Origin of the sequence: Candidatus Pantoea gossypiicola, assembly GCF_008632075.1 — a bacterium.
Taxonomy (GTDB): Bacteria; Pseudomonadota; Gammaproteobacteria; order Enterobacterales; family Enterobacteriaceae; genus Pantoea; species Pantoea gossypiicola.
Map to the genome: position 1 here is coordinate 372,816 of NZ_VWVM01000002.1, position 24,746 is coordinate 397,561.

Genomic DNA, 24,746 nt, shown 5'->3' on the forward strand with positions numbered 1-24,746 from the left:
GCTACATACTTCCCATACGGCTCAGCAGTTGTTGCAGTACACGTTCGGTGACGGCCAGATCCTGCGGATCGATATCGGCCAGCATTTCAGTACGGAGTGCATCAGCCTCGGTTTTCACTTTAGCAAACGCTTCGTTGCCCTTTTCGGTCAGCACCAGGTGGCGTTTACGGCGATCTTCCGGCGGTTGTACGCGCGTCAGCAGTGACTGTTTGACCAGCCGATCCACCAGCGGCACCATGCTGGCATCTTCCAGTCCCAGCAACTGCGCCAGTTCGGTCTGAGTCATGCGTTGCGGTTCGCTGGCAATCAGCCCGATAGCCATCCAGCTGCTCATGCTTAAGCCGCTATCTTTGAGGTGACGATCCACCGCCAGCCGCCAGGCGTGGGCGGTCAGATGCAGTAAATGGGTAAAGGTACGGGTATGCTGAGACAAATGTTAGCAGCCTAATAGTAAGATTTCTAATTGAGTGGAAGCGTTATTATACGCAAAGCGAAACGCGATTGAAAAGCGTCCGGTCTGTTAAAAATTAGTGGATCACGTCAGAATGTCCAGAGGCCGCAACCGGGAGCCAGATAACATGCAACAGTCATCAGCAAACTGGGTCGATCTGCGCCGCGACGCCGTCAGTGGTATCGAGGCCCTGCGCGCCCATTTTACCGGTCACGCCTATGATCCGCACTGGCACGATAGTTATCTGATTGGCGTGACCGAGCAAGGTGTACAGCAGTTTCATTCGCGACGCAAACAGCATCAGAGTCGTCCCGGAACAGTCTTTATGCTGGAGCCGGAGGAGCTGCATGATGGGGATGCTATCAACGACAGCGGTTTCACCTACCGGATGCTCTATCTTTCTCCACAGCAGATTGCCCGCCACCTCGCCCCTGAGCAGGCTGATGCACCCTCACCGCGTGAGCTGCGGTTTGCCGCCACGCTGCGCGATGATCGCCCTCTGGCGTATGCCGTCTGGCACGCATTTGATGCGCTGTGGCACAACCATCCTGCCATCATCAAAGAGGCAGCGATGGATCGGTTGTTCGGTCAGCTTACTCCGCACCAGCAGTGGTCACTGCCCGCACAGTCCATAGACAGAGATGCCCGGCTGGCGCTGCAGGCGCGTGACTGGCTGATTGCCCATCATGCGGATAATCCTGGTCTGGCACAGATGGCACAGCATCTGCAGACAGATCGCTTCCGGCTGTCGCGCCTGTTTCAGACACACTGGGGGTTGCCACCCCACGCCTGGCTGGTGCAGTGGCGACTGAGCCAGGCACGACGCCAGCTGGCGCAGGGCCAGCCTGTCGCCGATGTCGCCGCTGCGCTGGGTTTCGCCGATCAGAGTCATCTGGGCCGCTGGTTTAAGCGCGCCTGCCAGCTCTCCCCCGCCCGTTATCAGCACGCCTGCACAAATCTTCCAGACCTGGGTTAAGCCACTTGCCACAATGCGTTTTTTCAGACAGGAGAAACGCAATGCAGAACAAACGATGTGTGATGATACTCAATGCCGCTCTGCCGCCAGGCAAAGCTACCAATGCTGCCGCTGTAATGGCGTTAACCCTGGGGCAGCGTCATCCGGCGCTGGTCGGTAACAATCTGGAAGATGCGGAGAAGCGCTCCTCTCCCGGTTTCATTACTACCGGCATTCCGGTTCTGGCGGCCACTGATGAACAACTCACTATTTTGCGTGAACAGTGCGAACAGGCGGAGTGTGATCTGGTGCTGTTTCCCGAAGCGGGTCAGAGCACCACCGATTATCAGGCGCTGGGTGACGTACTGCGGCAACAACCGCGTCAGCAGTGGCGTCTGTCTGGACTTGCTATGGTCGGTGATAAGAAAGCGCTGCGTAAGCTGACGGCAAAACTGGCGCTTTTCAGTTAGTTTTTCAGCAGGAAGCAGACTGCTGTTTCCCTTGCCTCTCCCATTCCATCAGCCGACCCCATCGCTTGTATAGGTTATTTGTACAGATTTGGGTTCGGATTAATCCTTATAAGTTGCTGATAAGTGAATAATAGCACTTTTTATCAAAGGATCGGATTGTACAGATCGCCCTTCATTGTATAAGTTTACTGCCATGAGTTGTCATGCGACTCTGTAACGAATGATGCACTTGCGTCGCCTCTGAAGGTGTCAGTGGATTTCCACCTTCAGAGGTTATTTTTTATCTGCTCAGTTTTGTAGCTGGCACCATCGCATCTGTCCATGTGATGGTTTTTTTGATCGATTTTGTCCTGACATCCGAACCGGAATCGGGCTGTTCTGAAGGGCTTACACATGCAACATAGTCTTCCCCGGACCAATCAGGAAATTGCTGATTACTTTAATCCTGCCGCCAATAAGCCAGCCAGCGAGATGGAAATGCTGGGTATCCTTGTTGCAGAGATCCTGCAATCAGGTATGCCAGTGAATAATAAGGCTATTATCTCGAAGCTTATTCACCGGCTGGAACTGGAAAACGACAGGGAGATGCTGGACATCTACCGGCAGCTGCTTGACCTGGTGGTCCACAAAACCCCGGACGATTTTTCACTGTAATCGCGACTCCACGGAGGGAGTCATTCCCCTTTTTCTGGTATCTTCGCCAGTCGCCCGGTACTATCTATCCCTCACCATTATCCAAATCTTCCCGCCCCTCGCGCGGGAGCAAAACAACTAAAGAGCCTGCAAACTTTATGACTCAAACCAATGATGTTGCCGCAACCGACGTTGTGACGGGCGATATCAGTGTGGGGCGCGTTCTGCGTTCGCCTGCGCTGCTGACCCGCGAATGCCTGGCCGGTGTGATTACCGCGCTGGCGCTGATCCCCGAAGTGATCTCCTTTTCCGTTATTGCCGGGGTTGACCCTAAAGTCAGCCTTGTCGCCTCTGTGGTGCTCTGTCTTACACTGTCGATACTGGGTGGTCGTCCGGCAATGGTCACGGCAGCGGCAGGTTCCGTAGCGCTGGTTATCGGGCCGATGGTCCATCTGCACGGTGTTGAATATATTCTGCCAGCAGTGGTGATGGGCGGCGTGATTCAGATTCTGTTTGGCGTTGCGGGTCTGGCGCGCATGATGCGCTATATCCCCCGATCGGTCATGCTGGGATTTGTGAATGCGCTCGGCGTGCTCATTTTCTTTGCTCAGGTGCCGCACGTCTGGGGGCAGCCATCCCTGGTATGGTGCTTCTTTGCCATCACCCTGGCTATCGTGCTGCTGCTACCACGCCTGTTAAAGAGTGTTCCTTCTCCTCTGGTCGCCATTGTGGTGGTGACTGCGGTCGCACTGTTAATGGGCTATCGCATGCCGAACGTGGGCGATGAAGGGCCAATGAGCCCCGGCCTGCCCGGTTTTAACAGTCTGCTGGTGCCGCTTAACTTGCAGACCCTGCAGATTATCTGGCCCACCGCACTAAGCATCGCCTTTGTCGGACTGATGGAATCGCTGCTGACCGCCAAACTGGTTGATGACCTGACCGATACCCCCTCCAGTAAGCGACGTGAAGCCTGGGGCCTTGGGGTAGCAAATATCTTTGCCGGTTTTTATGGCGGCATCGCCGGGTGCGCGATGATAGGGCAGACGATTGTCAACGTTGAGCTGGGCCGGGCGCGTAGCCGAGTCTCCACCGTAGCCGCTGGCCTGGTCCTGCTGTTGCTGGTGACCGGGCTCAGCCGGATTATGGCGCAAATCCCGATGGTGGTGCTGGCTGGGATCATGATGGTGGTGGCGGTGAAAACCGTTAACTGGCATAGCCTGCAGCCCGCTACCCTGAAACGTATGCCGTGGTCAGAGACGCTGATTATGGTGCTCACAGTGGCAGTGACGGTCTGGACAGGGAATCTGGCGCTGGGCGTGCTGGCTGGGGTGCTCCTCGCGATGCTGCTCTTTGCCCGTCGTATTGCGCACGTTATCCATGCGGAACGCCAGCTGAGCGACGATGGCAGGTCAGTGCGCTATGTGGTGCGTGGTCCGCTGTTCTTTGCCAGCAGCAACGATCTGTTTGAGCATTTCGATTATGCCCACGACCCGAAAAAGGTGACGATCGATTTAACCCACGCACAAATCTGGGATGCATCAAGCGTTGCGGCACTGGATGGCATTGAGTATCGCTATCAGCGTTATGGTGCAGAGGTGACCATTGAGGGGCTGGATCCACGCAGTACTGATTTCCATCAGCGTCTGACCGGTAATTTCGGCTAAGAGGATACGTTCTGCTGCCTCTCCGGCAGCAGAATTTACTCAGCCTGTTGTCGGCGCGCCCGATAACGGCCCACCATCGTAATCAGCGCCTGATAGATTAAACCGGCGTAGAGACTTGTCAGAATCGCCAGACCAGGCTCCTTGCCCTGCTGCTGCCATGACATAAACCACATGAATACGCCCCACAGAACAGAGAACACCAGCCAGCCGCGGACGAACTTCATCATGCCATTCATAACGACTCCTCTTAAATGAAGCGCTACCTTAGCGTGCTCCTGCCCGCAACGCATTCCCGGCTTGCAGGAGTTGAGAGGCGTCTCAAATAATCGCCATTAATTTACGCTACGCAGCGGGCGCTCAACGCTGTCTGCGCGATTTTTTGGCGATTCTCTATACTTTACGTTCCGCTTACCTGATCAGGGAATTACGATGAAACGTACGGCTTATCTGTTATCGACGCTGGCTATTCTTGCTACCCTCACCGCTTGTGCCCCACCACCGCCGGGCAGAGATGCCCCACCACCACCACCAGGCGGACAGCAGCCAGTTGGTGCACCGGGCGGTGTCGGCCCGGCAGGTCAACCGCAGGGATAATGTGTTTCAGGCCAGCCTGCGTCGCAGGCTGGCTAATGCCGGAAGGCGCAGCCACAGGCGGACATCTCACCCGGTATAACTTTGCCAGAATGGGAGTGACGCTGCTGTAATTGCCCCTCTTCACCGCTGTTTTCTGCCTGCTGCCCCAGCCAGCGATCTAACGCCCGGCCAATGAGCTGTCTGATGTCAGGTGACCAGCTGGTCAGATGCCAGGTCGGACTGCGGGCTTCCTCACTGTCGCCGAATCCAGCCACCGCCAGATGCGTACCCTGACCAAAATCGCGTACTGCCTGTATCGCACCAAACGCCAGCAGATCGCTTTCACAGAAAAGTGCCTGAATGCGCTCAGCGGCACGGGTCTTTTTCAGATACTGCATCATCGCCTGATAAGCGCCGTCACGGTCGCCAGCGCCAGCAGTCAGTTCTGCATCCAGCTTCATGCCCGCTGCCTGTAATGTGGTGCAGTAGCTCTGCTTTTGCGCCCTGTCACCGGGCTGGCTCTGCAAAAAGCCAAACCGCTGATGCCCCTGCGCGAGCAGTAACGCTGCGGTTGCTTCGCCCGCCCGCAGCGCATCCGCCTGCCATTCAGGTTCAGCGTCAATCTCCAGCACCGGCAGATTGCAGGCACTGATGGACTTGTTTCCGGGCAACAGCAGCAACCCCCGCAGCGCAAGGGATGTCGCCTGCTGGATGAGTGCAGTCAGTGCCACGTCGGTTTCGGCATTCAGCAGCACGGTGATAACCCCGCGCGCATTGAGCTGGCGCGTTACCTCATTTAGCATTTTCTGTTGACAGGGGTTGAGCAGCTGGCTGGCGACAACGCCGATAACTGGAGGTAAAGCCGGTTCCGTTAAGACAGGAATAGAAGGTGTACTCATTGGCGTTAACTTCTCTGAGACGACAAACAATCCCCCACTTTACGGTAAGCCAGGGTATTTCAACAGATTACAGAGTTCGATGCAGGCCGCAAAAATGAGTGAAATCAGATGTAAATGGGTTTGCGGTGGCAGAGCAGCAGGCGTCAAGAAGAGGTGAGAGATGGACCGGGCAGCAGGAATTGAACCCGCATCGTCAACCCATTAAGAGTTGCAGTAATACCTTTATACCATGCCCGAAAGTTTGCCAGGACAGCGCACTGTGTAAACAAGATTAGTCCTCCTTTCAGAACTCACAAGCGCAAGCGCCGTGTATTTTCAGGAATCGCTGCATAACCCCATTAACAAGGTACCGGCACCTGCAGACATTGATTATTCCGCTAATCTTAAATTTCAGGCAGCCTGTCCCGACCGGGACGTATGGCCAACACTACATAGAGGTCAAGACTATGCCTTCAGGACAATTCTACGTGGTTGATCAGCCAGAACTGAGCTTTACCGCGAACTATCGTCTGGATAGGGTCAATGATAAACCCTTTGCCTCTCGAATGGTTCTGGATATCCAGAAGCAGTCACAGCCAACAGATGTATTCGATGCTATAAGCATCGGGCATGAAGTGACCTTTGTTTCGTCCAGTGGAGAGGCGCAAAGAATGGTGCTGGTAAGTGATACGGAGGATGAACTGGTGTTCAGCTCCCGCGGCTGACGGCGGTTGATACCGCCAGTCGGATCTTTTCGTTGCCGTCATGCCAGATAACAGGCACAAAAAAACCGCCCTTGGGCGGTTACGACATTACTGCATATTACTTTGTTTTATTCTTTTTTCTGCGGCAGAAATATGGTGCCCGGGGCGGGACTTGAACCCGCACGACCTTACGATCGAGGGATTTTAAATCCCTTGTGTCTACCGATTTCACCACCCGGGCAGGGTGTAACTGGAGGCGCGTCCCGGAGTCGAACCGAGGTACACGGATTTGCAATCCGCTGCATAGCCACTCTGCCAACGCGCCTTAAACTCATGTGCCGTCAGGTTAACCTGACCTGCGAATCTGGAGCGGGAAACGAGACTCGAACTCGCGACCCCGACCTTGGCAAGGTCGTGCTCTACCAACTGAGCTATTCCCGCAATTTTCAGCAATTTCGTCGAACCTGCTGATTTTATTTATCTTCTGGCAGCCTGGCTGCCGTTCGATGCGTTGCATTCTACTTAGATGACGCAATGAGTCAATAAAATTATCCTCACAGCGCGTCCGTTTGCTGCTTTTTAAATCGTATCGATCACGGTTCGAGCAGATCGCCGCGCGCGGCGCTTAAATACTGGAACATAGACCAGAAAGTCAGCACTGCAGCAATGTATAACGCGACTACGCCAACCGCCACAACGGTGGCATCAGGTCGCCACAGCAAGGCAAACAGTGAGAACATCTGCGCGGTGGTTTTCACTTTACCAATCCAGGAAACCGACACGCTGCTGCGTTTGCCAATCTCCGCCATCCATTCACGCAGTGCGGAGATAATGATCTCGCGGGCAATCATGGTGGCTGCGGGCAGCGTGATCCACCAGGCGTGGAAATATTCCGCTACCAGCACCAACGCAATCGCCACCATCACTTTATCCGCTACTGGATCGAGAAACGCACCAAAGCGCGTGGTCTGCTTCCAGCGGCGCGCCAGAAAGCCATCAAACCAGTCAGTGATGGCAGCAAAAACGAAAATCAGTGAGGTAGCCAGCGGCGCCCAGGTGAACGGCAGATAGAAAGCCAGCACAAAGAACGGGATGAGCACGACTCGAAACAGGGTGAGACACGTCGGGATGTTTAATTGCATATGCCGGTAACTGTCTGGATATAGGTAAAATTTAGCCTATGTTCCTACATTGCCCCCCCCGTTTCAATGCTAGTGTTTCAGTGAGTAGTATATTTTTTCTGCCAGCGCGTGTGAGATACCCGGTACATTGGCGATCTCCTCTACCGACGCATTCATCAGCGGTTGCAGGCCCCCCATGTACTTGAGCAGTTGCTGACGTCGTTTTGGCCCCACCCCTTCGATGCTCTCCAGTGCACTGGTATTCTTTACTTTAGCCCGTTTTTTACGGTGGCCCGAAATAGCATGATTGTGAGCGTCGTCACGAATGTGCTGGATCACATGCAGCGCGGGCGAATCCGGTGGCAGCGAAACGCCCTCACCTTCCGCCTCAAAGAACAGCGTCTCCAGTCCGGCTTTACGATCGCTGCCTTTCGCAACGCCGAGTAAAATGGGCCGGTTTTTATCCCACGGCACATCCAGCTCTGCGAAAACCTGCTTTGCCTGAGAGAGCTGGCCTTTACCGCCATCGATCAGAATCACATCCGGGATTTTATCTTCTTCAATCGCCTTACCATACCGGCGTCGTAACACCTGATTCATGGCAGCGTAATCATCGCCCGGCGTAATGCCGGTGATATTATAGCGACGATAGTCAGCACGCAGCGGACCGTTCTGGTCAAACACCACACAGGATGCGATGGTCTGCTCACCCATGGTGTGGCTGATATCGAAACACTCCATGCGCGTGATCCGGTCGAGCTCAAGGAACTCCGCCAGTGCCATCAGCCGCTGATGAATCGTGGAGTGCTGAGACAGACGCGTGGTTAATGCCGTCGCGGCGTTGGTGCGCGCCAGTTTAAGATAACGGGCGCGATCGCCACGCGGCTTGCTCTGGATATTCACCCGGCGTCCCGCCAGTGCACTGAGCGACTCCGCCAGCAGTTCGCGCTCCGGCAAGGTAAAGTCCAGCAGAATATCACCCGGCAGCGTGCGTGCCTCGCTGCCCTGCAGATAAAACTGCCCGACAAAGGTCTGAACCACTTCGGCAAGATCGGTATCTACCGGCACTTTCGGGAAGTAGCTGCGGCTGCCTAATACTTTACCCTGACGGATAAACAGCACGTGAAGACAGGCCATGCCCGCTTCATAAGCTACACCCATCACATCCAGATCATCACCCTGATTGGAAACAAACTGCTTTTCGGTGATGCGGCGTACGGCCTGAATCTGATCCCGCAGCCGTGCTGCTTCCTCGAAGCGCAGCCCAATGCTTGCTTCTTCCATGCGTTTGACCAGCTGATTGAGAACCTGATCGTCTTTACCGGCTAAAAACAGGCGCACGTAATCAGTCTGCTGCGCATACTCCTCTTCACTGACCAGGCCCGCGACACAGGGACCAAGACAGCGACCAATCTGATATTGCAGACAGGGCCGGGAGCGATTGCGGTAAACGCTATTTTCACACTGGCGGATAGGAAAGACTTTTTGCAGCAGGCCCAGCGTTTCGCGCACCGCATAACCATTTGGAAACGGGCCAAAGTATTCACCTTTGGCATGCTTTGCGCCACGGTGCATCGCCAGCCGCGGATGGGTATCACTGCTAAGAAAAATGTAGGGATACGATTTATCGTCGCGCAGCAGTACGTTATAGCGCGGCTGATAGAGCTTGATGTAGTTATGCTCAAGCAGCAGCGCTTCGGTTTCGGTGTGGGTAACGGTGACATCGATGTGCTGGATATTGCTGACCAGCGCTTCGGTTTTGCGGCTGCCGACCTGGGTGCGGAAGTAGCTGGTGAGACGCTTCTTCAGGTCTTTGGCTTTGCCCACATAGATGACGGTGCCTGAGGCGTCATACATGCGGTAAACACCGGGTTTGCTGGTTACCGTACTCAGAAAGGCTCTGGAATCAAAAACGTCATTCACTACTGATTAACGGCTCCGCATTATAGAGGCCATGTCGAATGGCCAGATGCGTTAACTCTACGTCGCCACTGATATTCAGCTTACTGAACATCCGGTAACGGTAGCTGTTAACGGTTTTAGGACTGAGATTTAACTGCTCGGAAATTTCCGTCACCTTTTGTCCTCGGGTGATCATCAGCATAATCTGCAATTCCCTTTCCGACAAACAGCTAAAGGGCGATTCCGCTTTTTGCGGCTCAATCTGGCTCAGCGCCATCTGCTGAGCAATGTCTGACGCGATGTAGCGCTGACCGGCATTCACTGAGCGAATCGCGTTAATCACTTCCTGTGGCGCAGCACCTTTACTGAGGTAGCCTGCTGCACCCGCCTGCATAACCTTAGCAGGCAGCGGATTTTCCGTGTGAATAGTCAGCATGATAATTTTGATATCGGGATTATAACGCACGATTTTGCGCGTCGCCTCCAGTCCGCCGATCCCCGGCATGTTCATGTCCATGAGGACCACATCAACCTGATTGGTACGGCACCATCTGGCGGCATCCTCACCACAGTTGACCTCTCCGACCACAGCCAGGCCTTTCACATCCTCCAGGATGCGACGGATACCCGCGCGGACAAGTTCATGGTCATCAACAAGAAGCACACTGATCAACGGGGAAACTCCAGAGGCTAAAAAAGAAGAAGTAATTCACGATTTCAGGCGTTAATCATACCCGCTTTTACCTCAAAAGCACATCAACAAAGCAAAACAGTGTAAGTGTTACATCATTGCTGCCAGGTTCATCCAGACGAGATTGATGGACGGTTATTAACTGAGACCGGATGGCAAAAAAACCATCAAATGATAGTTTTTTCAGTGCATTATCACCGTCTCGCCTCAGGGTTTAGTGCCGTGCATCCTCGCGACTGCTGAGCCGATGAAGCTTGTGATTACTTTCAGCGATTGATTAGTTGTACTGGACAAACCAGCCTTTCCGGACGAAACGAAGCGGCCGTCTCAGCAACTTACTGCCTCTGTGATATACTCACGCACTGCTGCTCGGACAGATTGCCGACACGTTGTCATTCACCAAGGAGAAACGCATGAGCGATGAAGATTTTGCAACTTCCCAGGAAGCCCGGAAATTAGCGGATGAAATTGCGGGTCTGAAGATGATGATCACCCTGATTCTGAAAGGTATGGGACAGGCTGATGCCGGAAAAGTGATTATTAACATGGAACGCTATGTGCAGACGCTGGGCGACAAGCCTCAGGCGGAAGTGTTCAGCAATACCATCAAACAGATCAAAACAGCCTACCGTCAGTAAGCTTTTTTGCCCCCAGCAGCGGGGGCAAATACGCTAACTGTGTGCCTGCCAGTTAACTGAAACGCCCAGCGTTGGCAGCACCTCTTCCGGGCTGAAACGACGTGTTCCCCGATATTTCTCTGCCAGAGTGGGTTGAACCACCGGAATACGGATCGCAAACAGATTATCTTCTGACAGAATGAGTCCGGGCGTCAGCGGCTCATATACCACGCCATGCTCCTCAAACATCTTCTCCAGCATCGGCGTTGCCGAACTGATGATGTACTCCATGCCGTTCAGCTCTGCCAGCTGTACCGCGTGCCAGAGAATATTCAGCGGCAGTTCAGCATCGACTTCCAGCCGTGCTGAGAAGCGCGACATCTCCCACACTTTTTCATGGCTGAAAGGCAGCACAATGCCCTCACTCTGCTCAGGTTCGAACCAGGGCATCAGACGCGCGCAGCCACTAATGCCCTCGCGCACATTCCATGCGATTAGCCAGGTGACATCTGAACGATCGTAGCGATCATATTCCTGTCCTGGCGTGCTCAGGCGTGGGGGTATTGACCACCCTTCGCCGCGCGCAAAAACGCTATAACGGTAGCTGCCGAGTTCGGCAAGCAAAGAGGATGGCATATCCTTTAATTGCGTTTGCACTATTTTCATCATACGCCTCTGACATCCCCATGTTTGCAATGATTTCTTTGCGCCAGCCCGGCAAAGCCCCGGCGCAGGGTAGACAACAGACCTGTACAAAGGAACTGCCAAATGTAGCAGTTGTGTTATGTTCAAATCAGTCCGATTGCCGCTGCGTAGCAGGCAATCTGCGTTTTATTGGAAACATTGAAACGCTTTTGCATATTTTTTTGGTGAAAGTTAACGGTATGTTCAGAGATGGATAAAATTAGTGAAATTTCGACCGCCGTTTTTCCTTCGGCTGTCCATTTCATAATTTCCAGCTCGCGCTGACTAAACGCTTCTTTTAGTACCATCATTGCATCATCGCTAAAGCGTTCCAGCGTATCCAGGCTTAGTTCCGCTAAAAGGTGTAGTTTCACCTCCAGCTCAGCATGGCGGAGCTGGACAGAAATGGGCTGTTGCGACGATATAGATAATATACCAATGACGCGATTTGGTGCCATTGCGGAGCAAGAAAATCCGCTCTGCAGCCCATATTCTCTCGCCTCATGCCAAAGATTGCCGGCGTCAGCGAACTGTTCTTCTATCCAGGCCATCCCTCTGCCCGGTCGCTGACACAATGTGAGCACCGGATCGACAGCGTAATAATTCTGCTTCTCATAACGTTTAACCCATAATTTGGGATAGGTGCTATGTAAATGAATACGCGGCCGGGTAAATGGCACCGGATGCTGAATCAAAAAGGCAAAATAATCGAAGCCTAATGATTCAGTAAACTGTTGCAATAACGTCTTCAATTCAGAAGAAGCCGTTAATGCCTGAAATTTTTCTTTCACCTCACTTCGCCAGGCGAAATAGTTTTCAGTACTCATATTGCCTCAGCGTTAATTTCACTCGCCCTTCCGGTATTATTCATTCGGATTCATCGGATAAATTTAATTAATAGTAAAAAATTAATTTATCGTTGAGGTGAACCCTCACCCTATACAGCGCATAATGCCATTCACCGTTATGGCGCAGTGAAAAAATGCCCTCCCCCTGTAATGTGAGGCCGGCCGCAGCAATTTCAATCACCCCAGAAGAATAAGATTTTTCTGATAGAAATTCAATCCCTGGCAATGAATCAATTTTATCTCAGCTTTGAAAAGCTGCCGGGAATATTGAATCGGTCTACGGGATGTTGAGTAAATAATGCGTAAACAAGGCGTTAATTGCGTCCCAATAAGCGAAGCGGCAGTCGAAAACTGCTGACATATTTTTTATCAGGAAATAAGCTCTGCTCGCCAGGCGATGCCCCATTCCTGCTATCAGTCCCTCTGTATGGAAGCACACGCCTCTCTAACCGAAAAAGGTAACAGGTGCGCAGACTACATCTGCCGCCTCTCGATGCTGATTCTGCTCCCTTTTCCTTAGCTGTCTGACAGGCATAGCGAAGAGTTGTTTGATAAGAATATTCTGCCCGGCTGCAATGACTACCGCACAAATTGACCCGCTCAGCCCTTAAACAATCTTTTTGACTGCGAATAATCTGAGCCGAAAGCAGCGCATTAAAGGAAATCAGCTTTATCTGTCTCCTGCCTTAACATAATACGTGGCACAGATCACTATTTATGCCGATAGTACGTTATGGCAACAGTACGCTCAACGCTGACGCTATGTTAGTCATGAAAATCACTATACCGTTAGTCACACAACTCAATCACTGAAAAACTCAAAGGGAAAATCCCCTATCGTTATTTGATGCTGCACACTTTATCGATGCAGTTAATTTCCCCTAATTCACTTTGCAGCATCGTGAATTAATTTCATCCAGATGCTGCTCGCCCTGTTCGGATAAGACGGCGAAACTTTACCGCTGATTGCATTTATGGGCAATTTTCTGTTGTAACTCATGGCCCTGAAAAAGCCTGCCCGATCGGCCGCCTGATTTATTGCTGCTGATTGTCAGGTATGTCTGCGCTGGCAATGATAACTGGTTTGGTTTTTCCCTTACCGGCAGTTTTATTCTTAATCAAACACGGTCTTAATCCTGCCTGATGATTTATCGGCAGTAGCCCGCGCCACGCATACCCAGATGAAAATGTGAGGCGTGAGCAGCGTTGAAGTCCGGCCCCAGCGCATTGCCGAATACGTCACAGCCGCCACGCCACAGCGTGTGCAGCATGGCCGCTTTATCTTCTGGCTGTTGCCAGTGACGACTGACCTCAAGCCGCTGGCCATCAGCCAGCTGGAAGCCGGTCACATCCCAGGCATCGGCGGTGGCATGCTCACTAAGCCGCCCCTCTGCGCGATGATAAATATTACGACAGGCATAGCTGCCGACATGGGTAATTCGTACCAGTGGACTGTGCATGTCCCGGGCAATCTGTTCCCGGCTGCGCAGGGCATACATGGTGCTGGCGACGGCCATTGGACAGCTGGCGAGAAAGCTGCTGCTGAGGCTGACCGGACCAAATTTCTGAATTCGCAGTGGATGGCTGATCGGACAGTTGCCCGTGACGGCCGGACGTTCGCTGAAACTGACCCATCCCGCCTGTTGGGCACGACGCATCACCGCCAGACATTCGTCGGGATCCTGGGCCAGCCTTTTCATCTTTATCTGCGTCATCCAGCCTGGAGGATCGGTGACGGAGAGCGGTATAAAAGGATTGAACTGGGGCGGGAGATGCTGCTTAAGCCAGGGTAAGCTGACCCATCCCAGCGCAATTAACAGCAGAAACAGGATAAGCGTGCGCATAATTCCCTTTGCAGCATAATGATTAATAACTAAAAAGTGTAGAAGCACATTCCGCTTCACGCCGTCTGCCTGACATAACGTGATGAATAATTACCCAGACTGACGCAGGATTGAACGAAACTGCCCGTTATTACGACTTGCGGAGCATCAGGCTTCACAATTGATAAAAAAGCGTTACCCGATTCCGGCCCTCTTCCTCTATCTTATGCCCACTTGCCTCTCGGGCAGACGCGTTTACTAACAGCCAGCAGAGCTGACACAACATCAAGACAGGAAAGACAATTCTATGGTCGACCAATCTAAAGAAACCGCACGCGCGCACGACGCGCCCGACAAGCTACAGCGCAACCTGCATAATCGCCATATTCAGCTGATTGCCATAGGGGGTGCTATCGGTACCGGCCTGTTTATGGGTTCCGGTAAAACCATTAGTCTGGCTGGTCCCTCGATCATTTTCGTCTATATGATCATCGGCTTCATGCTGTTCTTCGTGATGCGCGCAATGGGAGAGCTGCTGCTTTCCAACCTTGAATACAAGTCTTTCAGTGATTTTGCCGCGGATCTGCTTGGACCGTGGGCGGGCTATTTTACCGGCTGGACTTACTGGTTCTGCTGGGTAGTCACCGGTATCGCCGACGTCGTGGCCATCAGCGCCTATTTCCAGCTCTGGTTCCCGGGCTTTTCAGTCTGGATGAGCGCCCTGCTCTGTGTGGTGGTTTTTCTGGCGCTGAACATCGCCACGGTTAAGCTGTTTGGTGAGTTGGAGTTCTGGTTCGCGATAATCAAAATCGTCGCCATTGTCGCGCTGATCGTCACAGGGATTGTGCTGGTATCGATTCACTACCCTTCACCCGGTGGCGGCACCGCGGCGCTGAGCAACATCTGGGATCACGGCGGGATGTTCCCGAAAGGACTCAGCGGCTTCTTTGCAGGATTCCAGATTGCGGTGTTTGCCTTTGTCGGCATTGAACTGGTCGGAACGGCAGCCGCTGAAACCCACGATCCACATAGAGTCTTACCGCGCGCGATTAACGCGATTCCACTGCGGGTCATCATGTTTTATGTGCTGGCGCTGATGGTGATCATGGCGGTGACGCCGTGGACCCAGGTGATGGCCGACCGCAGTCCGTTTGTCGAGATGTTCGTACTGATTGGCCTGCCTGCTGCGGCGAGTATCGTTAACTTTGTCGTGCTGACCTCTGCCGCCTCTTCAGCCAACAGCGGCATCTTCTCCACCAGCCGTATGCTCTATGGCCTGTCGCAGCAAGGCGTCGCGAGCCGCGCGTTTGGCCGTCTCTCTGCCCGTGCGGTCCCGACTACCGGCCTGTTCTTCTCCTGCCTGTGTCTGCTGCTCGGTGTGGCGTTGATCTACCTGATCCCGGATGTGATGAAGGTCTTTACGCTGGTGACCACCGTTTCAGCCATTCTGTTTATGTTCGTCTGGACCATCATTCTGTGCAGCTATCTGGCTTACCGTAAAAAGCATCCTGAGCGCCATGCCAGATCGGCCTTTAAGATGCCACTGGGCAAATTTATGTGCTGGGTCTGCATGGCCTTCTTTGCATTTGTGCTGGTGCTGCTGACGCTGCAGGAAGATACGCGCCAGGCGCTGATGGTCACGCCTCTCTGGTTTGTGCTGCTGGGTGTGGGCTGGACGTTGCGTCATCGCCGCAGCCGTTAATCGCTGACGGCATGTTAAAAGCCCGGTCCCCTGACCGGGCTTTTTTTACAGGCGTTCACCCAGCGCAGAGAAAATGGCGGACAACGTGGGGCGTTCATAAGGTAAGCGCTGCGGCCGGGGATCGGGCTGCTGCGGCGTGCCCAGGCCAAAGGTGAAAGTAGAGTTATCGCCTTCGCCCATGCGCAGGTCGGCTATCGTGGTCTGCCCATCCTGCTCACGCAAAGCGTAGAAGCCGTGGCTGAACCAGGCGACACGTTCTGCATACCCGCTGCCCCGGAAGGCGTCGAACAGTTCAGGGTGACGTGGATACCACGTGACCTGCAGCGGACGCGAGGGCGACAACAGTGACCAGTAAGCTTCGCCATAGCGATCCGCCGTCATAATTACGCTGCGCCAGACCAGCGTATTAAAGGCCGTAGGTGTCACCAGGACTTTATTGGCCGCAATGCCCTGCGCCGTCAGCGAATCACGAATCTGCCAGCCTGCCATGCCCTGAATGACCACACTCCAGACCAGATAAAGCGTACTCAGCGCCAGCCCGATCCGGTTCCCGCGCATGCCTCTGTCACCACGACGCCACAGCGCGACACCCAGCCCTATCAGCAACGGCAGCGTATAGAAGGGATCGACGATGTAGATACTGCCAATGGCATAAGGATAATCGGTGATCGGCAGGCCAAGCTGGGTCCCATACACCGTCATTAAATCAAGCAGCGGATGAGTAATCAGCGCCAGCCAGACCGCGGGCCACCACACCGCCCACTTCACCCGCTGACGAAAAAGTCCTGCAATCCCCCATGCCATCAGAGGGGAGATCAGCGTAAGCCAGAGCAGCGCATGTGTTTCCGTACGATGCAGGGTCATGTTGCGTATCGCATCGCCATGGTCAATAAACACATCCAGATCGGGTAAGGTGCCGCAGACGCCACCCACCAGCGCAGCCTGCCAGATCGGCACCCGACGTCCCATCACCGCCACACTGACCGAAGCACCCAACACTAACTGCGAAACAGAATCCATTGATTCACTCCGTCACCGAATTGTGAATGTGTCCTGAATTAGCGTACGCGAATTCCTTCAATGATCATGCGCTGGACGTTTTCGACGGTCTGATCGAAAAACGCCGGATCGCTGAGCGTCTGACCAGTCACGGCCTCAACCTGGGTGGCAAAGTCGGCGTAATGTTGCGTGGTGGCCCACAGCATAAAGATCAGGTGCTGTGGCTGTACGCCCGCCAGCCGTCCTTCATCAATCCAGCGTTCAATAATAGCCGCTTTGTCATCCACCAGTTGTTTGAGATCGCCCGCCAGTTCTCCTTTCAGTAAGGGTGCGCCCTGCAGCATCTCCAGGCAGAACAGCCGGGAAGCCTGCGGATGATCGCGCGATACTTCCAGCTTTAGCCGGATATAACGCCGTATGGCCACCAGCGGATCCTGATCGTGCGCCAGCGCGCGCAAGGGTGCCAGCCAGACATCCAGAATCTGTTTAAGCACCGCCACATAGAGCACTTCTTTTGAGGGAAAATAGTAGAGCAGATTAGTTTTAGAGACATCGGCCCGTTCGGCCACTTTATCGAGGCTGGTACCGTGAATGCCAAACTGTGAGAAGAAGGTTAACGCCGCTTCCAGTATGGCAGCCCGCTTCGCTGCCACCGCACGCGAACGACGCGTTGGCTTTTTTTCATCGCTATTCACACGTTTACCTCATCCTTCTGGTGTCAGCGCATCATAGCAAAGGGATGAGTCGCTGCCCAATCCGCGCCCTGCACCTTTTTTGCTCAGCCTGCATGCAAAACGTGCAGTGAATTTTGACCAGATGGTCCGAAATGGACCAGTTACTCTACTTACCTCTTTCGGGTTAATTTTAACTATTTGTTATTTATAAGAATAAAAAATGTGGCACACCATTTGCACAATTGTGACTGAGCGCAGCTTATACGGATGTAGCAGGATGCAGTGCAGCGCGTGAAACACCTTTCCCCCATCGCAACGAGGTTTCACATGAAGATAGGCGTCTTTATTCCGATTGGTAACAATGGCTGGCTGATTTCGTCCAACGCGCCGCAGTACATGCCGACCTTTGAACTGAACAAAGCCATCGTGCTGAAAGCAGAGCATTACCACTTCGACTTTGCGCTCTCGATGATCAAACTGCGCGGCTTCGGCGGAAAAACAGAGTTCTGGGATCATAACCTGGAGTCATTCACCCTGATGGCAGGCCTGGCGGCCGTCACCTCACGCATCGAAATCTACGCCACCGCTGCCACCCTGACGCTGCCTCCAGCGATCGTGGCGCGCATGGCATCCACGATTGATTCCATTTCAGGCGGTCGTTTCGGCGTTAATCTGGTGACCGGCTGGCAGAAACCTGAATATGAGCAGATGGGGATGTGGCCGGGCGATGAGTACTTCGGCAGCCGTTATTCTTATCTGACCGAGTACGTTACCGTGCTGCGCGACCTGTGGGGCACCGGAAAATCGGACTTCAAAGGTGAGTTCTTCACGATGAATGACTGCCGCGTCAGTCCACAGCCGCAGCGTCCGATGAAGGTGATCTGCGCCGGACAGAGCGATGCCGGTATGGCCTTCTCCGCTCAGCACGCCGATTACAACTTCTGCTTCGGCAAAGGGGTTAACACGCCTGCTGCGTTCAGTTCGACTTCGATTCGCATGAAGCAGGCCGCAGAAAAAGCGGGCCGCAATGTCGGCTCTTACGTGCTGTTTATGATTATTGCCGCCGAAACAGATGAAGAAGCGCGGGCTAAGTGGGAACACTACAAAGCTGGTGCAGACGAAGAGGCGCTCTCGTGGCTCACTACCCAGAGTCAACAGGATACCAAATCAGGCAGCGACACCAATGTGCGCCAGATGGCAGACCCGACCTCGGCCGTCAACATCAATATGGGTACCCTGGTGGGGTCATACGCCAGCGTCGCGCGGATGCTGGATGAAGTGGCGCAGGTTGAAGGCACTCACGGTGTGCTGCTGACCTTTGATGATTTCCTGCAAGGTATTGAGAACTTCGGACAACACATCCAGCCGCTGATGAGCTGTCGCAGCGCCCTGCTGGACGCACAGAAGGAGGTGGCATGATGAATACTGTTTACTGCGCCCACACGCCGGATGTTCCGCAGGTTGAACTGCCTGCTCGTCCGGAGCCGATCGCTTTTCCGCCAGGCCAGACGGCGCTGATTGTCGTGGATATGCAGAACGCCTATGCCACTGAAGGGGGCTACCTCGACCTGGCGGGCTTTGATGTTTCCGCAACGAAACCAGTGATTGCGAAGATCCACCAGGCGGTGACGGCGGCGCGTGCGGCCGGCGTGCAGATCATCTGGTTCCAGAACGGCTGGGACAGTGACTACGTTGAAGCCGGAGATGCCGGTTCCCCCAACTTTCACAAATCGAATGCGCTGAAAACCATGCGTAAACGGCCCGAACTGCAGGGCTCGCTGCTGTCAAAAGGCGGCTGGGATTATGCGCTGGTCGATGAGCTGGTGCCACAAGCCGGTGACATCGTGCTGCCAAAATCGCGTTACAGCGGCTTCTATAACACGCCGCTCGACAGCATGCTGCGCAGTCGCGGGATCCGTCATCTGATTTTCACCGGCATCGCCACCAATGTCTGTGTGGAATCGACGCTGCGTGACGGCTTCTTTCTGGAGTACTTCGGCGTGGTGCTGGAAGACGCCACCTATCAGGCTGGCCCGCCCTTTGCTCAGCAGGCGGCGCTGTTCAATATTGAAACCTTTTTTGGCTGGGTATCGGATGTCGATACCTTCTGCGAAAGCCTGAATGCCCGCTAACCCACGAAGAGGATGTCGTTATGCCGAAAAGTAGTATTGTGCCGCCAGGCACCACGGCCCCCATCGCCCCGTTTGTCCCCGGCACGCTGGCGGATGGCGTGGTCTATGTCTCGGGTACGCTGCCGTTTGATGGTGATAACAACGTGGTCCATGTGGGTGATGCCGCCGCGCAGACCCGTCATGTGCTGGAAACCATTAAAAAGGTGATTGAGACCGCCGGTGGCAACATGGCCGATGTGACGTTTAACTCGATCTTTATCACCGACTGGTCGAATTACGCCGCGGTTAATCAGGTTTATGCCGAATATTTCCCCGGTGAAAAGCCTGCCCGTTTCTGCATTCAGTGCGGGCTGGTCAAGCCTGACGCGCTGATTGAGATCGCCAGCGTGGCGCACATCGGCAAGCCGGAGGTCTGATGCAGCTGGATATTCTGGGTCTGCAGAATCCCGAGGCACCGACGCTGGTGCTCTCTTCCGGTCTGGGTGGCGTGGCGGGTTTCTGGCAGCCGCAGCTGGCGGCGCTGACAGCACGCTATCGGGTCGTGCTCTATGACCAGCGCGGCACCGGTCGCAGCACGGACAGCTTACCGGAAGGCTACAGCATGGCGATGATGGCGGCGGAGCTGGCCGACGCGCTGGCGCAACACGGCATTCTGCGCTTCAGCCTGATCGGTCACGCGCTGGGCGGTCTGGCAGGAATGCAGCTGGCGCTGGATTATCCGGATCGGATCGAACGGATCGTCGTGATCAATGGCTGGCTGACACTGCATCCGCATACCCGCCGCTGCTTCCAGGTGCGGCAGGATCTGCTGCTCAATGTCGGCGTCGAAGCTTTCGTCCGCGCTCAGCCGTTGTTTCTCTATCCTGCTGAATGGATGGCCGGGAATCAGACGCGTCTGGATCAGGAAGATAGCCATCACGTCACGCATTTTCAGGGGATGGAAAATCTGATGCGACGGCTGCATGCCCTGATGAGCGCCGACTTCAGCGCACGGGCTGCCGCCATTCCGCAACCGGTGCTGGTGATTGCCAGCCAGGACGATCTGCTGGTGCCGTGGAGCTGTTCAACCGAGCTGGCCGCGGCGCTGCCGAACGCGACTGAACAGATGATGACCTGGGGCGGCCACGCCATGAGCGTTACCGACCCCGAAAAATTCAATGCCCTGCTGCTGCAGTGGCTGGATCAGACTGATGACGTGCAGCCGTTGCAGCGCGTCGCCGGATAGCCCTTAACGGAGAAGACTATGAGCCTGGATACCCTTACCCCCGCCGTTGAGAAAATGGCGTTTCGTCATGCGATGTCTCGACTGGGCGCTGCGGTCAACATCATCACGACGGAAGGCCCGGCCGGACGCGCAGGCTTTACCGCTTCAGCGGTATGCAGCGTCACCGATTCGCCGCCCACGCTGCTGGTCTGCCTGAACCGCTCAGCCTCGGTCTATCCGGTGTTCCGCGAAAACATGCAGCTCTGCGTTAATACGCTGGCGGCGGGACACGAAGCGCTCTCCACTCTGTTTGGCGGGAAAACACCGATGACCGAGCGTTTTAGTGCCGCTGAGTGGTCGACGGCCGTGACCGGTTCGCCAGTACTGAGCGGCGCAGTTGCCTCCTTTGACTGCCGCATTACGCAGATTGTCAGCGTCGGTACGCATGACACGCTGTTCTGCGAAGTCGTGGGCATAGTGCGTAATGATGATACCCACGGCCTTATGTGGTTTGACCGGGGCTACCATCCCCTGATGCGGCAGGAAGCCTGATAACTCTTCCCTGAAACTTACCGGCATTCATCACGCTCTGGAGTAGACGATGGCACGATCATGGTTTCCGCAATGGCAAAAGAAGTCGGCACTGACTGAAAACGGCATTATCGCCCCGGATGAAACACTGCCGCTGGGGCAGACGCTGGTGCTGGGTTTGCAGCACGCGGTGGCGATGTTTGGCGCAACGGTGCTGATGCCGCTGCTGATGGGGCTGGATCCCAATCTGGCGATTCTGGTCTCGGGTATTGGCACCCTGCTGTTCTTCTTTATAACCGGTGGTCGCGTGCCCAGCTATCTCGGGTCGAGCGCCGCCTTTGTTGGTGTAGTGATTGCGGTGACCGGCTTCAGCGGTCAGGGACTGAATCAAAACCTCAGCGTGGCGCTGGGCGGCGTTATCGCCTGCGGCATACTCTACACGCTGATTGGGCTGGTGGTCATGAAGTCCGGCACGCGCTGGATCGAAAACCTGATGCCGCCGGTAGTGACCGGCGCGGTGGTGATGGCGATCGGGCTGAATCTGGCTCCCATCGCGGTTCATAGCGTCTCCGCCTCTTCATTCGACAGCTGGGTCGCGGTGATGACCGTGCTCTGTATCGGTCTTGTGGCGGTGTTTACCCGCGGGATGGTACAGCGTCTGCTGATTCTGGTCGGCCTGATTCTGGCCTGGGCGATCTATGCGCTGCTGACTAACGTTCTGGGGCTGGGCAAGCCGGTCGATTTTACGCTGCTGTCACAGGCAGCCTGGTTTGGCCTGCCGCATACCACCACACCGACCTTTGATCTGCAGGCGATGGTGCTGATCGCCCCCGTCGCCATTATCCTGGTGGCGGAAAATCTGGGACATCTGAAAGCCGTGGCGGGCATGACTGGCCGTAACCTCGACCCTTACATGGGACGCGCCTTTGTGGGCGATGGACTGGCCACAATGCTCTCCGGCTCGATTGGCGGTAGTGGCGTAACCACCTATGCTGAGAACATCGGGGTGATGGCCGTGACTAAGGTCTACTCCACGCTGGCGTTTGTCGCCGCAGCTGTTATCGCCATCCTCACCGGTTTCTCACCAAAGTTTGGTGCGCTGATCCACACCATTCCGGCCCCGGTGATTGGCGGCGCATCCATTGTGGTGTTTGGGCTGATTGCGGTGGCGGGCGCACGCATCTGGGTGCAGAACCACGTCGATTTAGGTCAGAACAGTAACCTGATTATGGTCGCCACCACGCTGGTGCTCGGCGCAGGGGATTTCGCGCTGAAAATCGGCTCTTTCACGCTTGGCGGGATCGGCACTGCTACCTTTGGCGCGATTATCCTCAATGCCATTCTGCGCCGACGCAGTGCGACACAGCAGGATGAACCGCTGGCGCGACAACAGGGTTAACTACTCCAGCGGTGTAGCAGCAGGCTGCACCGCTTTTTTCCGTTTCAGCCGTAGTTCACTGACGATAACCCCGCAGACAATCAGCGCTCCACCCAGCAACGCCAGCGCAGGCAGTCGCTCACCGGCAATACGCCCTACCACGCCCGCCCAGACCGGTTCCCCGGCATAAATCACCGTTGCGCGGGTTGGCGAAACGCTGCGTTGCGCCCAGTTCATGGTGACCTGAATCAGGGCGCTGGCCGCGCCCAGCCCCAGCGCGCTGAGCAGCAGTGGCGTTGAGATCGCGGGCACCGTTTCGCCATTGGGGATCATCAGCGCAAAAGCACACAGTGACGCCACCGCCAGCTGGATTAGCGTCACGCGGCGTACATCAACCTGACCGGCATAGCGGCTGATTAAGATAATCTCGGCGGCAATCGCCAGGGTACTGAGCAGTGTCGCTATTTCACCGGCGTTCAGGCTGATACGGCCATCCTGCGGCCCCGCCACCAGCAGCAGGCCGGTAAATGCCAGCACAATCCCCAGCCACGACATTAATCCCGGCGGACGGCGTAAAAACAGCCACTGCAGTAGCGGCACCACCGGAACATAAAGCGCAGTAAGAAAGGCGGACTGACTGCTGGAAATAGTCTGCATGCCCCAGGTCTGAAGACCATAACCTCCGGCAATAGACAGGCCAATCAGTGCGCCCGCTTTCACTTCCAGCCAGGTCATGCCGGCCAGATAACGGCGAAAAAAGAGCGCCAGCAGCAGTGCGGCAGTGGCAAAACGCAGGCCGACAAAGAAGAACGGGCCGGCGTGCTGCATCGCACGATGCACCACCAGAAAGGTGCCGCCCCAGATCATGGTGATAAACAGTAATACCAGCTCCTGCCGCGTCAGGCGCAGGGTTAAACCGCGGGGTGTGTCCGACATAATTCACCTGATGATGTGTCCGGACGATATTGTGGGTAGAGCGAGCGGGAAAAGCAACGACGTTAACCGCCGGCCTCAACCGGCGGCAGAGTGGGATTATGCGTCCGCTTTTTTTGGACTACTGCGCCCGCCCTTCTCACCGGCACGCGCGGCGCGCTGCGGATCGTTTTTGAAATTACCGCCGCTGTTTTTGCCCCCTTTACGCCCTGCTTCTGCGGCACGTTCACGGTTCTCAGCAAAATTTCCTGAACCTCCACGATGTGCTGTCATGATTTGCTCCTGTCGCGTAGTGCGATAAATAAGAATGAAATAGCAGAGAGCTGACGGCCAGAAGCCGAATTCAACTCATGGTTAAATAATAGCCAGATTCTGCTTTAACTCGCCCGACAGTCACATTTAGCAACAGAGTAATCACCAGCAATTTGATTAAACAACGAACATTCTGCCAGCTTACAACCGATTAGCTGCAGATTTAATGCCCGACTCATCTACTGCGGACTAACCATCGCCTGCGTAAAACGAAAGCTCTTCTATACTTTTCTGGACGCCAAAACCACCTGGAGAGATTTATGGCCAAAATTCTGGTGCTCTATTACTCGATGTACGGACATATTGAAACGATGGCGAACGCGGTTGCAGAAGGCGCTCGTCGGGTTCCCGGTGCGGAAGTGGATATCCTGCGGGTACCAGAAACGATGGAGGCCGATCGCTTTGCACAGGTGGGCGGTAAAACCAATCAGCAGGCAGCAGAAGCGACGCCTGAGGTATTGCCGCAGTATGACGCGATTATCGTCGGCACCCCGACCCGCTTTGGCAACATGTCCGGACAGATGCGCACATTCTGGGACCGCACCGGCAGTCTCTGGGCGTCAGGCGCGCTGTTTGGCAAGGTTGCCAGCGTCTTTACCTCAACCGGCACCGGCGGCGGTCAGGAACAGACCATTACCTCGGTCTGGACCACGCTGGCGCATCACGGCATGGTCATTGTGCCTATCGGCTACGGCACCAAAGAGTTGTTCGATATCTCACAGGTTCGCGGTGGCACGCCTTATGGTGCGACCACGCTGGCGGGTGGCGATGGTTCGCGTCAGCCGACAGAAGCGGAACTGAATATTGCCCGTTTCCAGGGTGAACATGTTGCCGGACTGACAGTGAAACTGCAGGACTGATTTAAAC

Annotated in this window: 28 protein-coding genes and 4 tRNA genes; 14 read left to right on the forward strand and 18 right to left on the reverse strand. The window is 54.9% G+C overall.

What is annotated here, in order from left to right:
• Nucleotide 1 precedes the first annotated feature (1 nt).
• A complete protein-coding gene (locus tag F3I20_RS04070) occupies nt 2–433 on the reverse strand; it encodes a MarR family winged helix-turn-helix transcriptional regulator (RefSeq protein ID WP_013357394.1) in 432 nt (143 codons plus the stop codon).
• A 145-nt stretch (nt 434–578) separates the two neighbouring features.
• Between F3I20_RS04070 and F3I20_RS04075 the strand changes: the two genes are divergently transcribed.
• The 4 genes from F3I20_RS04075 to F3I20_RS04090 all read left to right on the forward strand — a co-directional run bounded on the left by F3I20_RS04075 (nt 579) and on the right by F3I20_RS04090 (nt 4,173).
• Nucleotides 579–1,427: an AraC family transcriptional regulator gene (locus tag F3I20_RS04075; protein ID WP_150009791.1), complete on the forward strand. Its 849-nt coding sequence runs from the start codon at nt 579–581 to the stop codon at nt 1,425–1,427.
• Between the two features lie 41 nt (nt 1,428–1,468).
• The gene (locus F3I20_RS04080; protein WP_150009793.1) at nt 1,469–1,876 is read left to right on the forward strand and encodes a DUF2000 domain-containing protein; all 408 of its coding nucleotides are present in this window, start codon (nt 1,469–1,471) and stop codon (nt 1,874–1,876) included.
• 393 nt (nt 1,877–2,269) lie between these two features.
• Nucleotides 2,270–2,530 (forward strand): biofilm/acid-resistance regulator YmgB/AriR, encoded by a 261-nt coding sequence (locus F3I20_RS04085; RefSeq protein WP_150037738.1) that lies wholly within the window; start codon nt 2,270–2,272, stop codon nt 2,528–2,530.
• Nucleotides 2,531–2,667: 137 nt separating this feature from the next.
• On the forward strand, nt 2,668–4,173 hold the full coding sequence (locus F3I20_RS04090) for a SulP family inorganic anion transporter (protein ID WP_190286144.1): 1,506 nt from the start codon (nt 2,668–2,670) through the stop codon (nt 4,171–4,173).
• A gap of 35 nt (nt 4,174–4,208) precedes the next feature.
• On the opposite strand, the gene F3I20_RS04095 is transcribed toward F3I20_RS04090, so the two are convergent.
• The 4 genes from F3I20_RS04095 to F3I20_RS04105 form a co-directional block, all read right to left on the reverse strand.
• Complete coding sequence (locus F3I20_RS04095; protein WP_010246478.1) at nt 4,209–4,409, reverse strand: DUF6404 family protein; 201 nt, start codon at nt 4,407–4,409, stop codon at nt 4,209–4,211.
• A gap of 242 nt (nt 4,410–4,651) precedes the next feature.
• A complete protein-coding gene (locus F3I20_RS23855; protein WP_190286145.1) occupies nt 4,652–4,822 on the reverse strand; it encodes a hypothetical protein in 171 nt (56 codons plus the stop codon).
• Nucleotides 4,800–5,645 (reverse strand): substrate-binding domain-containing protein, encoded by an 846-nt coding sequence (locus tag F3I20_RS04100; protein ID WP_150037737.1) that lies wholly within the window; start codon nt 5,643–5,645, stop codon nt 4,800–4,802. The genes F3I20_RS23855 and F3I20_RS04100 overlap by 23 nt, the downstream gene beginning before the upstream one ends.
• Before the next feature lie 161 nt (nt 5,646–5,806).
• Nucleotides 5,807–5,882 (reverse strand) — tRNA-Lys (locus F3I20_RS04105).
• Between the two features lie 209 nt (nt 5,883–6,091).
• Here F3I20_RS04105 and F3I20_RS04110 point away from each other — a divergent pair.
• Nucleotides 6,092–6,349, forward strand: coding sequence for a hypothetical protein (locus F3I20_RS04110; protein WP_150009799.1), 258 nt, complete (start codon nt 6,092–6,094; stop codon nt 6,347–6,349).
• Between the two features lie 133 nt (nt 6,350–6,482).
• Here F3I20_RS04110 and F3I20_RS04115 read toward each other — a convergent pair.
• The 6 genes from F3I20_RS04115 to uvrY all read right to left on the reverse strand — a co-directional run bounded on the left by F3I20_RS04115 (nt 6,483) and on the right by uvrY (nt 10,024).
• Nucleotides 6,483–6,569, reverse strand: a tRNA-Leu gene (locus F3I20_RS04115).
• Between the two features lie 10 nt (nt 6,570–6,579).
• A tRNA-Cys gene (locus tag F3I20_RS04120) sits at nt 6,580–6,653 on the reverse strand.
• A 40-nt stretch (nt 6,654–6,693) separates the two neighbouring features.
• Nucleotides 6,694–6,769 (reverse strand) — tRNA-Gly (locus F3I20_RS04125).
• Nucleotides 6,770–6,921: 152 nt separating this feature from the next.
• The gene (pgsA, locus tag F3I20_RS04130) at nt 6,922–7,470 is read right to left on the reverse strand and encodes a CDP-diacylglycerol--glycerol-3-phosphate 3-phosphatidyltransferase (protein WP_150009801.1); all 549 of its coding nucleotides are present in this window, start codon (nt 7,468–7,470) and stop codon (nt 6,922–6,924) included.
• Nucleotides 7,471–7,539: 69 nt separating this feature from the next.
• Nucleotides 7,540–9,372 (reverse strand): excinuclease ABC subunit UvrC, encoded by a 1,833-nt coding sequence (uvrC, locus tag F3I20_RS04135; protein ID WP_150009803.1) that lies wholly within the window; start codon nt 9,370–9,372, stop codon nt 7,540–7,542.
• A complete protein-coding gene (uvrY, locus tag F3I20_RS04140; RefSeq protein WP_150009805.1) occupies nt 9,365–10,024 on the reverse strand; it encodes a UvrY/SirA/GacA family response regulator transcription factor in 660 nt (219 codons plus the stop codon). Before uvrY ends, uvrC begins: the two co-directional genes overlap by 8 nt.
• 431 nt (nt 10,025–10,455) lie before the next feature.
• Between uvrY and F3I20_RS04145 the strand changes: the two genes are divergently transcribed.
• On the forward strand, nt 10,456–10,680 hold the full coding sequence (locus F3I20_RS04145; protein WP_003849983.1) for a DUF2594 family protein: 225 nt from the start codon (nt 10,456–10,458) through the stop codon (nt 10,678–10,680).
• A 33-nt stretch (nt 10,681–10,713) separates the two neighbouring features.
• Here the strand turns inward: F3I20_RS04145 and F3I20_RS04150 are convergent, their stop codons facing one another.
• From F3I20_RS04150 to F3I20_RS04160, 3 genes are all read right to left on the reverse strand, one after another.
• Nucleotides 10,714–11,325, reverse strand: coding sequence for an acyl-homoserine-lactone synthase (locus F3I20_RS04150; protein WP_150037736.1), 612 nt, complete (start codon nt 11,323–11,325; stop codon nt 10,714–10,716).
• Nucleotides 11,326–11,447: 122 nt separating this feature from the next.
• Entirely contained in the window at nt 11,448–12,170 is a 723-nt protein-coding gene (locus tag F3I20_RS04155) for an autoinducer binding domain-containing protein (RefSeq protein ID WP_150037735.1), read from the reverse strand.
• A 1,169-nt stretch (nt 12,171–13,339) separates the two neighbouring features.
• Nucleotides 13,340–14,035: an extensin-like domain-containing protein gene (locus tag F3I20_RS04160; RefSeq protein ID WP_150037734.1), complete on the reverse strand. Its 696-nt coding sequence runs from the start codon at nt 14,033–14,035 to the stop codon at nt 13,340–13,342.
• Between the two features lie 286 nt (nt 14,036–14,321).
• Here F3I20_RS04160 and cycA point away from each other — a divergent pair, with 286 nt between their 5' ends.
• Nucleotides 14,322–15,716, forward strand: a complete 1,395-nt coding sequence (gene cycA / locus F3I20_RS04165) for a D-serine/D-alanine/glycine transporter (RefSeq protein WP_150009811.1) — start codon at nt 14,322–14,324, stop codon at nt 15,714–15,716.
• A 45-nt stretch (nt 15,717–15,761) separates the two neighbouring features.
• On the opposite strand, the gene F3I20_RS04170 is transcribed toward cycA, so the two are convergent.
• Both F3I20_RS04170 and rutR read right to left on the reverse strand, forming a co-directional pair.
• Nucleotides 15,762–16,736, reverse strand: coding sequence for a metal-dependent hydrolase (locus F3I20_RS04170; protein ID WP_150037733.1), 975 nt, complete (start codon nt 16,734–16,736; stop codon nt 15,762–15,764).
• A 38-nt stretch (nt 16,737–16,774) separates the two neighbouring features.
• Nucleotides 16,775–17,410 (reverse strand): HTH-type transcriptional regulator RutR, encoded by a 636-nt coding sequence (rutR, locus tag F3I20_RS04175; protein WP_033732203.1) that lies wholly within the window; start codon nt 17,408–17,410, stop codon nt 16,775–16,777.
• Nucleotides 17,411–17,716: 306 nt separating this feature from the next.
• Between rutR and rutA the strand changes: the two genes are divergently transcribed.
• Genes rutA through rutG form a run of 6 tightly spaced genes read left to right on the forward strand, consistent with a single transcriptional unit; the run spans nt 17,717 to nt 22,655 of the window.
• Nucleotides 17,717–18,808, forward strand: a complete 1,092-nt coding sequence (gene rutA, locus F3I20_RS04180) for a pyrimidine utilization protein A (protein WP_150037732.1) — start codon at nt 17,717–17,719, stop codon at nt 18,806–18,808.
• Nucleotides 18,808–19,521: a pyrimidine utilization protein B gene (rutB, locus tag F3I20_RS04185; protein WP_033732201.1), complete on the forward strand. Its 714-nt coding sequence runs from the start codon at nt 18,808–18,810 to the stop codon at nt 19,519–19,521. Before rutA ends, rutB begins: the two co-directional genes overlap by 1 nt.
• 20 nt (nt 19,522–19,541) lie before the next feature.
• Nucleotides 19,542–19,937 (forward strand): pyrimidine utilization protein C, encoded by a 396-nt coding sequence (gene rutC, locus F3I20_RS04190; RefSeq protein WP_150009817.1) that lies wholly within the window; start codon nt 19,542–19,544, stop codon nt 19,935–19,937.
• On the forward strand, nt 19,937–20,746 hold the full coding sequence (rutD, locus tag F3I20_RS04195; RefSeq protein WP_150037731.1) for a pyrimidine utilization protein D: 810 nt from the start codon (nt 19,937–19,939) through the stop codon (nt 20,744–20,746). The genes rutC and rutD overlap by 1 nt, the downstream gene beginning before the upstream one ends.
• A gap of 18 nt (nt 20,747–20,764) precedes the next feature.
• Nucleotides 20,765–21,277, forward strand: coding sequence for an NADH-dependent FMN reductase RutF (gene rutF, locus F3I20_RS04200; RefSeq protein WP_150037730.1), 513 nt, complete (start codon nt 20,765–20,767; stop codon nt 21,275–21,277).
• 49 nt (nt 21,278–21,326) lie between these two features.
• Entirely contained in the window at nt 21,327–22,655 is a 1,329-nt protein-coding gene (gene rutG, locus F3I20_RS04205) for a pyrimidine utilization transport protein G (RefSeq protein WP_150037729.1), read from the forward strand.
• Here the strand turns inward: rutG and F3I20_RS04210 are convergent, their stop codons facing one another.
• Nucleotides 22,656–23,570, reverse strand: a complete 915-nt coding sequence (locus F3I20_RS04210; protein ID WP_150009825.1) for a DMT family transporter — start codon at nt 23,568–23,570, stop codon at nt 22,656–22,658.
• A gap of 96 nt (nt 23,571–23,666) precedes the next feature.
• Nucleotides 23,667–23,840 (reverse strand): con-10 family general stress protein, encoded by a 174-nt coding sequence (locus tag F3I20_RS04215; RefSeq protein WP_003850002.1) that lies wholly within the window; start codon nt 23,838–23,840, stop codon nt 23,667–23,669.
• 299 nt (nt 23,841–24,139) lie between these two features.
• On the opposite strand from F3I20_RS04215, the gene wrbA reads away from it, so the two are divergent.
• Entirely contained in the window at nt 24,140–24,739 is a 600-nt protein-coding gene (gene wrbA, locus F3I20_RS04220) for an NAD(P)H:quinone oxidoreductase (RefSeq protein WP_150037728.1), read from the forward strand.
• Nucleotides 24,740–24,746 lie beyond the last annotated feature (7 nt).

Bases quoted from the DNA above. Each gene is read 5' to 3' on its own strand.
- F3I20_RS04075 (WP_150009791.1), top strand. From the start codon at position 579: ATGCAACAGTCATCAGCAAACTGGGTCGATCTGCGCCGCGACGCCGTC.
- F3I20_RS04080 (WP_150009793.1), top strand. From the start codon at position 1,469: ATGCAGAACAAACGATGTGTGATGATACTCAATGCCGCTCTGCCGCCA.
- F3I20_RS04085 (WP_150037738.1), top strand. From the start codon at position 2,270: ATGCAACATAGTCTTCCCCGGACCAATCAGGAAATTGCTGATTACTTT.
- F3I20_RS04090 (WP_190286144.1), top strand. From the start codon at position 2,668: ATGACTCAAACCAATGATGTTGCCGCAACCGACGTTGTGACGGGCGAT.
- F3I20_RS04095 (WP_010246478.1), bottom strand. From the start codon at position 4,409: ATGAATGGCATGATGAAGTTCGTCCGCGGCTGGCTGGTGTTCTCTGTT.
- F3I20_RS04100 (WP_150037737.1), bottom strand. From the start codon at position 5,645: ATGAGTACACCTTCTATTCCTGTCTTAACGGAACCGGCTTTACCTCCA.
- F3I20_RS04110 (WP_150009799.1), top strand. From the start codon at position 6,092: ATGCCTTCAGGACAATTCTACGTGGTTGATCAGCCAGAACTGAGCTTT.
- pgsA (WP_150009801.1), bottom strand. From the start codon at position 7,470: ATGCAATTAAACATCCCGACGTGTCTCACCCTGTTTCGAGTCGTGCTC.
- F3I20_RS04145 (WP_003849983.1), top strand. From the start codon at position 10,456: ATGAGCGATGAAGATTTTGCAACTTCCCAGGAAGCCCGGAAATTAGCG.
- F3I20_RS04150 (WP_150037736.1), bottom strand. From the start codon at position 11,325: ATGAAAATAGTGCAAACGCAATTAAAGGATATGCCATCCTCTTTGCTT.
- F3I20_RS04155 (WP_150037735.1), bottom strand. From the start codon at position 12,170: ATGAGTACTGAAAACTATTTCGCCTGGCGAAGTGAGGTGAAAGAAAAA.
- F3I20_RS04160 (WP_150037734.1), bottom strand. From the start codon at position 14,035: ATGCGCACGCTTATCCTGTTTCTGCTGTTAATTGCGCTGGGATGGGTC.
- cycA (WP_150009811.1), top strand. From the start codon at position 14,322: ATGGTCGACCAATCTAAAGAAACCGCACGCGCGCACGACGCGCCCGAC.
- F3I20_RS04170 (WP_150037733.1), bottom strand. From the start codon at position 16,736: ATGGATTCTGTTTCGCAGTTAGTGTTGGGTGCTTCGGTCAGTGTGGCG.
- rutA (WP_150037732.1), top strand. From the start codon at position 17,717: ATGAAGATAGGCGTCTTTATTCCGATTGGTAACAATGGCTGGCTGATT.
- rutB (WP_033732201.1), top strand. From the start codon at position 18,808: ATGAATACTGTTTACTGCGCCCACACGCCGGATGTTCCGCAGGTTGAA.
- rutC (WP_150009817.1), top strand. From the start codon at position 19,542: ATGCCGAAAAGTAGTATTGTGCCGCCAGGCACCACGGCCCCCATCGCC.
- rutD (WP_150037731.1), top strand. From the start codon at position 19,937: ATGCAGCTGGATATTCTGGGTCTGCAGAATCCCGAGGCACCGACGCTG.
- rutF (WP_150037730.1), top strand. From the start codon at position 20,765: ATGAGCCTGGATACCCTTACCCCCGCCGTTGAGAAAATGGCGTTTCGT.
- rutG (WP_150037729.1), top strand. From the start codon at position 21,327: ATGGCACGATCATGGTTTCCGCAATGGCAAAAGAAGTCGGCACTGACT.
- F3I20_RS04210 (WP_150009825.1), bottom strand. From the start codon at position 23,570: ATGTCGGACACACCCCGCGGTTTAACCCTGCGCCTGACGCGGCAGGAG.
- F3I20_RS04215 (WP_003850002.1), bottom strand. From the start codon at position 23,840: ATGACAGCACATCGTGGAGGTTCAGGAAATTTTGCTGAGAACCGTGAA.
- wrbA (WP_150037728.1), top strand. From the start codon at position 24,140: ATGGCCAAAATTCTGGTGCTCTATTACTCGATGTACGGACATATTGAA.